We start from the raw sequence: 11,195 nt of genomic DNA, 5'->3' as shown, positions 1-11,195 counted from the left end.
GGGCCAAAACAAACTTGGCTTAAAGAAAATCGAACACGCGCTGTTGAGTTCTCAAAAAACAACCGCATCCTCGCCTACAAGCCCGAACCCTCGTCCGACGCTCTTCCGCAGAGGCGGTGCTTCCGCTGAATTATCTCGAAGCGTTCACTCTCTGGAAGCTTACCAGAAACTTCCTCCGAGCCAACCCTTCTATCCTACTCCGTCTTGTCAGCCTGTCAAGCTCTGGCGTCTCTTCCGGAGTGATCCCACTCTACCGCGCTTCCCGAGTGCTCGGGTCCGCCCGGCGGAGCGGGGTGAACCTCGCAGAGCGTGGTCACCCACACCGTCCTGCTCGGTTCCTCCAGGATACTCGCTCTCGGCAGTGCCTCGTGCGGTCTCCTGGATGTCGCCACCGTCTCTCCGGCCCGGCCTTTCGGTCGGCTTCCGGTCGTTCCCGGCGACGTCGATGACTCTAGCGGAGGTTTGGGGGCTTTGCGAATCGGGAACAACGTCAGGTTGGGGACGATTCACCCCCAACCTGGCGTCTACAGACTCCATCCGCTGCTTCCGCCCCTGGTAGGCGGTCAGACGGCGGCTGCCGCTACAGCTTCTCGATCGGCGCGTACTTCACCAGGAAGTCCTTCTCCCCGATGTCCGCTCCGAAGTCGATGCGCGCCTTGGTCCGATCTCCGGCACCGTCGACGAGGAGCACCGTCCCCATCCCAAAGGAGTCGTGGGTGACCTTGTCGCCCGGGCTGAGCGTGGGCGCCTCGGCGCGGGCCGGGCGGCGTGCCGGCTGTGGTGTGCGCGGACGCGCGGGGGAACGCCCGATGGAGGACTCCGCGCGGCGCCACGTGACCAGATCACCGGGGATCTCGTCCAGGAAGCGCGACGGCGGGTTGTAGGCGGGCGTCCCCCAGGCGCTGCGCACCGCGGACCGACTCAGGTAGAGCCGCTGTTGGGCACGGGTGATACCGACGTAGGCGAGCCTGCGCTCCTCCTCCAGCGCCGTTCGATCACCGAGGGTGCGCATGTGCGGGAACACCCCGTCCTCCATGCCGGCGAGGAAGACGACGGGGAACTCCAGTCCCTTTGCCGAGTGCAGGGTCATCAGCGTGACGACTCCCCCGTGCTCGTCGGCGTCGGGGATCGAGTCGGCGTCGGCCACCAGGGAGATCTGTTCCAGGAAGTCCACGAGGGTGGGCTCACCGACAGCGGTCTCCTCGGGCTCCTGCCCGTCCTCCCCGGCCTCATCGTCCGCGTAGAGGGGTGCGCTCGCGAAGGTGTTCTCGAACTCCCGGGCGACCTCGACGAACTCCTCCAGGTTCTCGACCCGGCTCTCGTCCTGGATGTCCTTGGAGTTGACCAGTTCGGAGAGGTAACCGGTGCGTTGCAGGACCGCCTCGACGATCTCTGCGGGGGTGCCGCCCGGGACGAGCCCCTCCAGCTCCTCCAGGAGCGCGACGAACTCGCGGATCGCCTTCAGCGACCGTGTGGCGATCCCCGGAGCCTCCTCGGCACGGCGCAGGGCCTTGGCGAAGGAGATCCGCTCGCGCGCCGCGAACAGCTCGATCATGGCTTCGGCCCGGTCGCCGATGCCGCGCTTGGGCACGTTGAGGATGCGCCGCAGGCTGACGGTGTCCTCGGGGTTGGCGAGGACCCGCAGATAGGCCATGATGTCGCGGATCTCCTTGCGCTCGTAGAAGCGCACGCCGCCGACGATCTTGTACGGCAGGCCGGTACGGACGAACACGTCCTCGAACACCCGGGACTGGGCGTTGGTGCGGTAGAACACGGCCACCTCGCCGGGAGTGCACGCGCCCTCGTCGGTGAGCCGGTCGATCTCGCCGACGACGAAGGCGGCCTCGTCGTGCTCGTTGTCGGCGACGTAACCGACGATCGCGGGGCCGTCCCCCTGGTGGGACCACAGGTTCTTGGGGCGACGCTCGCTGTTGCGGGCGATGACCGCGTTGGCCGCGCTGAGGATGTTCTGGGTGGAGCGGTAGTTCTGCTCCAACAGGATCGTGCGCGCCTCGGGGTAGTCGCGTTCGAACTCCAGGATGTTGCGGATCGTCGCGCCACGGAAGGCGTAGATGGACTGGTCGGCGTCACCGACCACGCACAGCTCCGCGGGCGGGACCGGATCGTCGGCCTCCCCGGTTCCGACGAGCTCGCGCACGAGCGCGTACTGGGCGTGGTTGGTGTCCTGGTACTCGTCGACGAGGATGTGGCGGAACCTGCGCCGGTAGTGCTCCGTGACGTCGGGGAACATCTGGAGCAGGTTGACCGTGATCATGATCAGGTCGTCGAAGTCCATCGCGCCGGCCTCGTGCAGCCGCCGCTGGTACAGCGTGTAGGCCTCGGCGAGCTTCTTCTCCTGCTCGGTCTGCGCCTGTCCGCTGAAGGTGTCGTAGTCGACGAGTTCGTTCTTGAGGTTGGAGACCTGGGCGGAGAACGACTTCGGCGGGTAGCGCTTGGGGTCGAGGTCCAGTTCACGGCAGACGAGCTGCATGAGCCGCTGGGAGTCGGCGGAGTCGTAGATCGTGAAGCTGCTGGGGTAGCCGAGGCGCGTGGCCTCCCGGCGCAGGATGCGCACGCATGCCGAGTGGAAGGTCATCACCCACATGGTGTTGGCGGCGCGCGCCCCGAGGATGGCCTCGACGCGCTCCCTCATCTCCGCCGCGGCCTTGTTGGTGAACGTGATCGCGAGGATCTCGCCCGGACGCGCTCCGCGCGCGGAGAGCAGGTAGGCGATGCGGTGGGTGAGCACCCTCGTCTTCCCCGAGCCCGCGCCGGCGACGATCAGCAACGGGCTGCCGGAGTGGGTCACGGCGGCGCGCTGGGGTTCGTTCAGACCTTCGAGAAGCAGCTCTTCGGTGGACACCCCACCAGACTAGGGTGCCCACGCGGGCACGTCGGCCCCGGCGAACCGCACCGGGCTTTAGCCTGGAAATCACCGTACAAAAATCACAAATGGGGGAAACATGCGCGTCTTCGTCGACTGCGATCCGGGGATCGACGACGCCATGGCGCTCGCCTACCTGGCCGCGCAGCCGGACGTGGAGATCGTCGGCGTGGGAACGGTCTACGGCAACAACTCCGTGGACGTCACCACCACCAACACGCTACGGCTGATCGACCTGTACGGCATCACCGACGTCCCCGTCGCGGCGGGCGCCGCACGCCCGCTCGTCCAGCCGCCGAGCCTGGCCGAGAGCGTGCACGGACGCAACGGCCTGGGAGACGTGGAGATGCCCGATCCCAAGACCGAACCCGTCGCGGAGTCGGCCGCGGAACTGCTGGTCCGACTGGCCCGCTCGGCTCCCGGCGAGATCGACGTGCTGGCCGTCGGTCCCCTGACGAACCTGGCCATCGCGCTGGGGCTGGAACCGGAGCTGCCGCGACTGGTGGGACGGGTCGTGGTCATGGGCGGGGCGGTGCGCGCGCCGGGGAACGTGACCCCGTGGGCCGAGGCCAACATCGCCAACGACCCTGAGGCGGCCGAGGTGGTGCTGGCCGCCGGGTTCGACCTGACCCTGGTCGCGCTGGACGTGACGATGCGGACCCTGGCGGACGCCGTCTGGCTGGACGAACTCGCGACCCTCGAAGGGGACCGGGCCCGCACCTCCGCGCGTTTCCTCGACTTCTACGTCGGCTGGTACAGCGACGTGTTCGGAGAGCGCGCCTGCGCGATGCACGATCCGCTGGCGGCCGGCGTACTCGTGAACCCCGCCCTGGCCACCGAGTCGATCGAGGTTCCGGTCCGGGTCGAGCTGAGGGGCGAGTACACCCGTGGCCTGACCATCGCCGACCTGCGCCCCAGGCCGGCCCAGGACGACACGCGTCCCACGGTGCGCCTGGTGACCGAGGTCGACTCGGTGGAGTTCATGAAGCGGATGCTGGACGCCCTGCGCTAGCCACGCTCGGGGGCGCCGTCTCGGGGCGGCGCCCGTCAACCGGTGCGGGCCGTCGCGTCACGGCCATGAGCGGGGCCGTCCCCGGACGTTCCTCACACGAGTTTGCGCGCGGTCGCCCAGCGGCTCAGCTCGTGCCGGTTGGACAGTTGCAGTTTGCGCAGCACCGACGAGACGTGTGTCTCGACCGTCTTGACCGAGATGAACAGCTCCCTGGCCACCTCCTTGTAGGCGTAGCCGCGCGCGATGAGCCGCAACACCTCGCGTTCGCGTTGGGTGAGGCGGTCGAGTTCGGGATCGACCGGCGGGGCGTCGGTCGCGGCGAAGGCGTCCAGGACGAACCCCGCCAGGCGCGGGGAGAACACCGCGTCGCCATCGGCCACCCGCACGATCGCGTCGGCGAGCTCCTTGCCCGAAATGGTCTTGGTGACGTAGCCACGGGCCCCGCCGCGCACCACGCCGATGACGTCCTCGGCGGCGTCGGACACCGACAGCGCGAGGAAGCGGATCTCGGGGTGCCGCGTCAGCACACGGCGCAACACCTCGACCCCACCGCCACCGGGCAGGTGGACGTCCAGCAGGACGAGATCAGGGACCTGTTCGGTGATGACCCGTACCGCGCTGTCGACGTCGCCGGCCTCACCGACGACCTCGACCGCGTCCCCGAGTTCGCCACGCACGCCGCTGCGGAACAGACGGTGGTCGTCCACGATCACGACGCGCGGGGTCGCGCCGCCGGCAAAGGTGTTCTCGTCTCCCACACGCTGGACTCTACCCACCGGGCGAGGGGATGAGGAACGACGTCCCCGTCCGGTCACGTTCCGTCGGACGCCCCGGGAGCGACCGGGCCGCGTGGCATGCGGAGCTGGACCTCGGTCCCCTCACCGGGGGCGGTCCGGATGCGGGCGGAACCTCCATGGCGCCGCATCCGACCGATGATGGAGCCGCGGACCCCCATCCGGTCCTCCGGGATCGCGTCGAGGTCGAAGCCGGCGCCACGGTCCCGGACGAAGATCAGCACCTCCTCCGGCTCCACCTCTCCGAAGACCGAGATGCTGTCGGCCCCGGCGTACTTGGAGGCGTTGACCATGGCCTCGCGGGCCGCCTGGAGGGCGGCGCGCAGGCCGTCGTCGATCGGGCAGTCGCCGACGCAGACGACTTCGATCGGAACGCCGTGCGCCTCCTCGACCTCGGCGGCGGCGCGTTCCAGCGCGGGCGTCACGGTGGTCTCGGCGTCGGCCGGTCGCTGGTAGAGCCAGCTTCGCAGGGCCCGCTCCTGGACGCGGGCCAGGCGCTGCACCTCGCGTGGGTCGTCGGCGCGCCGCTGGATGAGGGTGAGCGTGTGCAGGACCGAGTCGTGGATGTGCGCGGCCAGCTCGGCACGCTCCTGGCTGCGGATGCGCTCACGGCGCTCACGGTCGCGTTCGCGCATCAGGCCGACGATCCAGGGAGCGACGATCAGGCCGATCCCGATCAACATCGTGATGGCGAAGGTCAGCCCGGTGCGGGCCTCCTGGAGCTGCTGTTGGAAGGCGAGGAAGCCGAAGACGCCGGTGACGACGAGGAGGACGCCCAGACCGGTGCGCATCCAGCTCTTGCGGCTGCGGAACCCGGTGGTGGTCACCCACTGGTCGCGCTGGGCCGGGTTGGCCTGCTGCCATAGGACGGCCGCGCCCAGGGTCCCGAACACGATGAGCCACAACAGCGGGTCGAACACGCCGCCGAAGACGATGAGCAGTGTGCCGAAGCCGCAGGCGAGGAGGATGTAGGCGAGAAGCTGACCGAGATCGCGCCCCTTGCGCCGGGGCCGCTCCCCCTCCTCCGCATCCGTCGCGTCGTCTCCCTGCCCTTCGGGGCGGACCGGGAGAATGAAGGCGAGCATGAGGTAGAGCGCGACCCCGATGCCACCGACCCCGAGGGCGAGCAACGCGAGCCGGACGACGACCGGGTCGATGCCGAGGTGCTCGGCCAGTCCGGAGCCGACCCCGGCGAGCAGCCGGTCGTCGCGTCCCCGATACAGGCGCGGCGTCTCCGTCGCCGTGTCGCTCACGTGTGGTCCGCCTTCCTCACCGTTCCCCTCCAGGATGCCCGCTTCCCGCGACCCCGTACATCGGGGAGGGCTCCCGGGTCCAGCCGGAATCGGTTCAGGGTGAGGTCAGGGTGGTCCCCGATGGGAAGGCGACGCCTGGTGAGAGGACCATGGTGCCATGGAGGAGTACGAGCCGGCCCGCCATGAGGGAGCGTGGCCCCGTGGAGGGGCCACCGCCGCGGACGCCTCCGCCCCCCCGTCCGTGGAACGTGAACTGCGCAAGGACGACGCGTCCGGCGCGATCACCGGGGTGTGCGCGGGGCTGGGGGCCTACACACGTGTCGATCCCGTGGTGTGGCGCGTGGCCTTCGGAATGACCGCGCTGGCCGGTGGGACGGGGGTGTGGCTCTACCTCGCGGCGTGGATGATGATGCGTGACGGCCACGGCGGCCCGGCAATGGCCGAACAGCTGCTGAACCGGCGTCTGGCCGCCCCCGCGGTGCTGTCGGTGCTGGGCATCGGACTGCTCGCGGCGACCCTGTTGAGTCTCGCCGGAGGGGTCAGTTGGGGGACGCTGGTGCTGGCGACTCCGTTGATCATCGGCGTCCTGAGCGCCCACAACCGGGGGGTGGACCTGCGCCGGACGCTACGCGAGCTACCGGACTGGCTGAAGTCCAGGGAACCCGCGCCCCAGGCTCCGATGCCCGAGCCGCGGCCCGCCTACTACAACCCGGCGCAGCCGTGGGCGTCCGCGCCGCACGGACCGATCGACCTCGCCGTCTTGGCCGGTGGCGCCGCGGAGGAGACCGCGGTCGAGCCGGAAGGGGACCGCGAGGAGGCGGGCAGGAAGGATGAGGAGAGCGGCAAGGACGGGGAGAGCGGGAAGGCGCCGGGCAAGGAGGGGCGAGCTCCCCGGCGCCGCGGCCTGTTGCTGCTGTGGCCGGTGTGGTGGACCGGGCTGGCGCTGGCGGGGACGGCGTTCGGCCTGGCCGGCGGATTCTCGGTGGACGCCCTGGTGGGGGCCGCGTCCGCGCCGGTCTTCCTGGGCGGGGTCATCGTGGCCGTCGGCCTGGCACTGCTGGTCGGGGCCTGGTTCGCCGACCCGCGCGGTCTGGTGGCGGTCGGCACGGTCCTGACCCTGCTGCTGGTGCTGGTGACGAGCGCGGACGTCGCCGCGATGCGGTTCGGCGACGTCACCTGGCGGCCGCGGGACGCCGTGGAGGCCGCGCAGGGGTACCGGTTGACGGCGGGCGTGGCGAAACTCGACCTGACCCGGGTCCCGTTGGAGCCCGGACGCGACGTGCGGGTACGGGCGCGGGTGGGCGTCGGCAGCCTGGAGGTGGCCGTTCCCGACGACGCCCGGGTCGTCGTGCGCGCCACGCTGGGGTTGGGGTGGGCCGAGGTGGAGGGGGAGTCCCGGCGGGGAAGCCGGCTGGAGATACGGGAGACGTTGGATCCTGGGCCGGAACGGGGCCGGGCCGTGGACGCTCCGGCGGAGCCGCCCACGCTCCTCATCGATCTCACGTCTCACATCGGCGATATGGAGGTGCGTCGTGTCTCGGCGTAGGACCGACTGGGGATCTCTCGTGGCGGGACTGCTGTTCGTCGGCCTGGGGGCCGCGTTCGTGGTCGCGGGCACGACGAACTGGGGTTTCGACGCGATCTGGGTGCTTCCGATCCTGGCGGTCGGCCTGGGGCTGGTGGGCATCGCCCGCGCGCTCTCGCGTACGCGGGACCGTCGCACCTGACCCCTTTCCCGAACAGGGGATCCGGGTGAACGCTCGCGCCGCACCCCTTCTTCCCACTTAGTTGGTAGGAAATATGGTTAAGTGGTCGCCGTGCACGTCAGCACCGATCGCCGCCGCTCCACGCCGGCCGGACGACCCCACACGGGCGTCCAACCCGGCACGCCGGAGCCCGGCCCCACCGACGTTCCCGGAAGGAGTCCGGCCCCATGAGCTCCATCGTCCACCCGTCCTCGCGCGCCGGCGGACCGACCCCGATGTCCCTGGACCGCCTCCTGGCCCTGACCCGCGCCACCGCCGAGGAGGTGCGCGCCGGCCTGCACGACCTCCGTTTCGACGCCGAGGAACGCTGGTCGACGCGGTTGCGCGGTGACGACTACACCGACATCTGGCTGATCACCTGGACCCGGGATCAGTCCACCTCGCTCCACGACCACGCCGGCTCGCTCGGAGCACTCACCGTGGTCTCCGGCTCCCTGACCGAGCAGGCGTGGCGGAGCGGGCCGCGCGGCGGAGGGCTGCGCGGGCGGAGGCTGACCGCCGGCCACAGTGCCGGATTCCCCGTGGGCCACGTCCACGACGTCCTCAACGTCGCGGACACGCCCGCGGTGAGCGTGCACGCCTACTCGCCCCCGCTGACCGCCATGTCCTACTACGTGGTGGACGACGCGGGCGCCCTGCGGCGCACCCACAGCGTCCTCACCCACGAACCCGAACCCGGCGCCCCCGTCCTCGACGAGGTGCCGAGGAGGGCGCGGTGAGCGCGGTCGACCGGCTGCTCCTGCGCAGCAGGGCCGGACTCGACCGGCTCACCCCGCACGAGGCCCACGCCGCCGCCTCCGCCGGTGCCCTCCTCGTGGACATCCGCCCGGAGGAGAACCGCCGCGCCGAGGGCGCCCTCCCCGGCGCCCTGGTGATCGACCGCAACGTCTTGGAGTGGCGGTTGGACCCCACGAGCCCGCACCGCGTGGCCGAGGCCGACCGCGCCGACCGACAGATCGTCCTGTTCTGCAACGAGGGGTACGCCTCCAGCCTCGCCGCGGCGACGCTGCGGGAGCTGGGACTGAGCCGCGCCACCGACCTCGTCGGGGGCTTCCGCGCCTGGGCGGCGGCCGGGCTCCCCGTGCTCCGGGACTGACCGCTTCACCCCGGCTCCCACGCGCCCGCCGGGAACACGATGGCCGGTCCCGGCCCTCGGCGGGCGCGCAAGTGCGGGAGGGGAGCCGGGTCGGCGATCATCGGGACGTTCGTTCCGAACCCACGCACCCGGTGTTCGGTGCCCCGACCCGAGGACCCCATGCCCCCTTCCCCGCCTCCCCACCCCGCCGCCGACGACTCCCCCCAACCGCCCCTTCCTCCCGAACTGTCCCCGCTCGAACCCGGAGCCCCCTCCTCGATCGGCCCCTACCGGCTGGTGGGACGCCTCGGCGCGGGAGGGATGGGCGTGGTCTACGGCGCCCTGGACCACACCGACCGTTGCATCGCGGTGAAGGTCGTCCACGAACGTCTCGCCGCCGATCCCGACTTCCGGGCCCGCTTCGAACGCGAGGTCGCGCTCCTGCGCAGGGTCGGCGGCCTGTGCGCCGCGAGCGTCCACGCCGCCGATCCCGGCGCCCCGCGCCCCTGGGTGGCCACCGACTTCGTACCCGGCGCGACGCTGAGCCGGCACGTACGGGAGAACGGCCCCCTCGACGGGGACAGGCTCACCGCGTTCGCCGCGGGCGTCGCCGAAGCGCTGTGCGCGATCCACGGCGCCGGGATCGTCCACTGCGACCTCGAACCCGGCAACGTGATCCGCTCCCCCTCCGGACCGAAGGTTCTGGACTTCGGGATCGCCCAGCCGCTCGCCGAGGCGACCGCGGCCTCCGGCGCGGTGTTCGGCTCACCCGGCTGGATGAGCCCCGAACGCTACTCGGGTGGCGCGGCCACCCCCGCGGCCGACGTGTTCGCCTGGGGCGCCGTCGTCGCCTACGCGGCGACCGGTCGGCTCCCCTTCGGGCGCGGCGACAGCGGTGAACTCGCCCGGCGCACCCGCGTGGAACCCCCCGACATCGTGGGCGTTCCCGAGGGGGTGCGCCCGCTCGTCGAACGCGCCCTGGCCAAGGACCCCGGCGAACGCCCCGGCTCCGAAGAACTGTTCGCGGCGCTGCTGGAACTCGCCGACACCGGGGCGGACGCACGGCCCCACCGCGCCCTTCCCCCGGTCGAGCGGCTGCGCGCGCTGCTCGGCGAGCGGTGGACGGGCTTCGGTGGCCGCCTGTACGACCCGGCGCTGTGGGTCGCGGCGGCACCGGTGCTCGGCGGGGCCGCGCTCGCCGGCGGTGCCGCGGTCGGTGGGGCCGCCTCCTCGGCGGCCGTCAGCGGGACGTCCGCCGCGGGAGCGGCGGGAGGCGCCGGCGCCCTGAGCGCGGGCGGCGCCGCCGCGGGCGTCGCCGGAGCCGCCACCGGAACCACCGCCGTCTCCAGCGGCGCGGTCACGATCACCGCGATCGTGGGCGCGGCCGTCGTCGTCACCGGCCTGGGCGCCGGCGGATACGTCGCCCTGGAGGCGGCGCGCAGCGACCCGGGGCCCACCGTCACCACGCCAAGCCCCTCCCCCTCCACCCCCGCGCAGACGGTACGCCACGCCGGGGAACTCGCGCTGGAAGCGGACAGCTTCGAGGTCGTCGTCACCCGCAGGCCCACGGAGGAGGCCGCCCTCGCCGGCGGCGGCACCATGGACGTCGAGGACCTGATCGCGCTGGGGACCGTCGTGGAACGCCACGCCTACACCAGCGGTCCCGTCCCCGTCTACACGAGTTCCATCAGCCAGGACGGCGGTGGCGTCACCCTCCAGCGGATCGACGGAGAGCTCTATGAGTACACCGTCGTCATGGACGCCTGGAACCGGCGGGCCGAGTCCGACGGGTCCCCCGGGACCACCGAGCACACCCCCGAGGCCCTGATGGCGCCGTTGGCCGCCGCGGCCGAGGCGACCGACCTCGCCGCCGCCGGCACCGAGGAGGTCGGCGGAACGCCCGCGACCCGCTACAGCGGAACGTTCCAGGTGGTCGAGTACCAGGGGACCCACCTGGAGACGACCAGCGACGATGTCCCGTTCGAGCTGTGGATCGGCGCCGACGGACACCCGCTCCGGCTGGAGTACGCCTCCTCGCACAACTCCTACGAGATCGACTACACCGGCTTCGGGGACCCGGTGGAGACCGGCTACTGCGGAACCGTGGACGGGCTCGGCCCCAACGGCGAGGTGATGGTGCTGACCCCCTCCTCCGCCGTCCCCTGCGACCAGGCCCGTTCCATCGTCGACCAGTACGTGGCCACCCCCCTGGAGCAGCGCGGCGGCAGCGGCCTGTTCGCCGAGATCGACGGCTGGGGATGCGCCCTGCGCTCGGCCGGCGACCTCGAACGGCGCCTCGACGAGCACGTGGGAGGCTGCTCGCGGCAGGACGCCGGATCGATCCACCTGCTGCGCACCGACTGACCCGACCCCTGGCATGCGACGGCCCCGGTCCCTGCCGGAACCGGGGC

Annotated in this window: 9 protein-coding genes; 6 read left to right on the top strand and 3 right to left on the bottom strand. The window is 71.5% G+C overall.

The window, feature by feature from the left end:
- Positions 1-580: 580 nt before the first annotated feature.
- Positions 581-2,863 carry a DNA helicase PcrA gene (gene pcrA / locus ACYVHU_RS17165; RefSeq protein WP_078764129.1) on the bottom strand — a complete coding sequence of 761 codons (2,283 nt, stop codon included), beginning with the start codon at positions 2,861-2,863 and terminating at the stop codon, positions 581-583.
- A 100-nt stretch (positions 2,864-2,963) separates the two neighbouring features.
- On the opposite strand from pcrA, the gene ACYVHU_RS17160 reads away from it, so the two are divergent.
- Positions 2,964-3,896, top strand: coding sequence for a nucleoside hydrolase (locus tag ACYVHU_RS17160; protein WP_078764130.1), 933 nt, complete (start codon positions 2,964-2,966; stop codon positions 3,894-3,896).
- Between the two features lie 92 nt (positions 3,897-3,988).
- On the opposite strand, the gene ACYVHU_RS17155 is transcribed toward ACYVHU_RS17160, so the two are convergent.
- Together ACYVHU_RS17155 and ACYVHU_RS17150 are read right to left on the bottom strand one after the other, a co-directional pair.
- On the bottom strand, positions 3,989-4,654 hold the full coding sequence (locus ACYVHU_RS17155; protein WP_078764131.1) for a response regulator: 666 nt from the start codon (positions 4,652-4,654) through the stop codon (positions 3,989-3,991).
- Between the two features lie 53 nt (positions 4,655-4,707).
- Positions 4,708-5,943, bottom strand: a complete 1,236-nt coding sequence (locus ACYVHU_RS17150) for an ATP-binding protein (protein WP_235001206.1) — start codon at positions 5,941-5,943, stop codon at positions 4,708-4,710.
- Between the two features lie 157 nt (positions 5,944-6,100).
- Between ACYVHU_RS17150 and ACYVHU_RS17145 the strand changes: the two genes are divergently transcribed.
- The 5 genes from ACYVHU_RS17145 to ACYVHU_RS17125 all read left to right on the top strand — a co-directional run bounded on the left by ACYVHU_RS17145 (position 6,101) and on the right by ACYVHU_RS17125 (position 11,148).
- Positions 6,101-7,489 carry a PspC domain-containing protein gene (locus tag ACYVHU_RS17145; RefSeq protein WP_498948980.1) on the top strand — a complete coding sequence of 463 codons (1,389 nt, stop codon included), beginning with the start codon at positions 6,101-6,103 and terminating at the stop codon, positions 7,487-7,489.
- Positions 7,476-7,670 carry a hypothetical protein gene (locus tag ACYVHU_RS17140; RefSeq protein ID WP_078764133.1) on the top strand — a complete coding sequence of 65 codons (195 nt, stop codon included), beginning with the start codon at positions 7,476-7,478 and terminating at the stop codon, positions 7,668-7,670. Before ACYVHU_RS17145 ends, ACYVHU_RS17140 begins: the two co-directional genes overlap by 14 nt.
- Before the next feature lie 206 nt (positions 7,671-7,876).
- Positions 7,877-8,428, top strand: a complete 552-nt coding sequence (locus ACYVHU_RS17135) for a cysteine dioxygenase (protein ID WP_078764134.1) — start codon at positions 7,877-7,879, stop codon at positions 8,426-8,428.
- Entirely contained in the window at positions 8,425-8,805 is a 381-nt protein-coding gene (locus ACYVHU_RS17130; protein ID WP_432937006.1) for a rhodanese-like domain-containing protein, read from the top strand. The genes ACYVHU_RS17135 and ACYVHU_RS17130 overlap by 4 nt, the downstream gene beginning before the upstream one ends.
- A 159-nt stretch (positions 8,806-8,964) precedes the next feature.
- Positions 8,965-11,148: a serine/threonine-protein kinase gene (locus tag ACYVHU_RS17125; RefSeq protein ID WP_498948977.1), complete on the top strand. Its 2,184-nt coding sequence runs from the start codon at positions 8,965-8,967 to the stop codon at positions 11,146-11,148.
- Positions 11,149-11,195 lie beyond the last annotated feature (47 nt).

The organism is Marinactinospora endophytica, assembly GCF_054780875.1.
Note: the sequence above shows the minus strand (reverse complement) of the source record. Positions and strands in the feature narration are given on the sequence as shown.

Excerpts from the sequence above, each read along its gene's own strand:
- ACYVHU_RS17160 (WP_078764130.1), top strand. The coding sequence starts at position 2,964 with ATGCGCGTCTTCGTCGACTGCGATCCGGGGATCGACGACGCCATGGCG.
- ACYVHU_RS17145 (WP_498948980.1), top strand. The coding sequence starts at position 6,101 with ATGGAGGAGTACGAGCCGGCCCGCCATGAGGGAGCGTGGCCCCGTGGA.
- ACYVHU_RS17135 (WP_078764134.1), top strand. The coding sequence starts at position 7,877 with ATGAGCTCCATCGTCCACCCGTCCTCGCGCGCCGGCGGACCGACCCCG.
- ACYVHU_RS17125 (WP_498948977.1), top strand. The coding sequence starts at position 8,965 with ATGCCCCCTTCCCCGCCTCCCCACCCCGCCGCCGACGACTCCCCCCAA.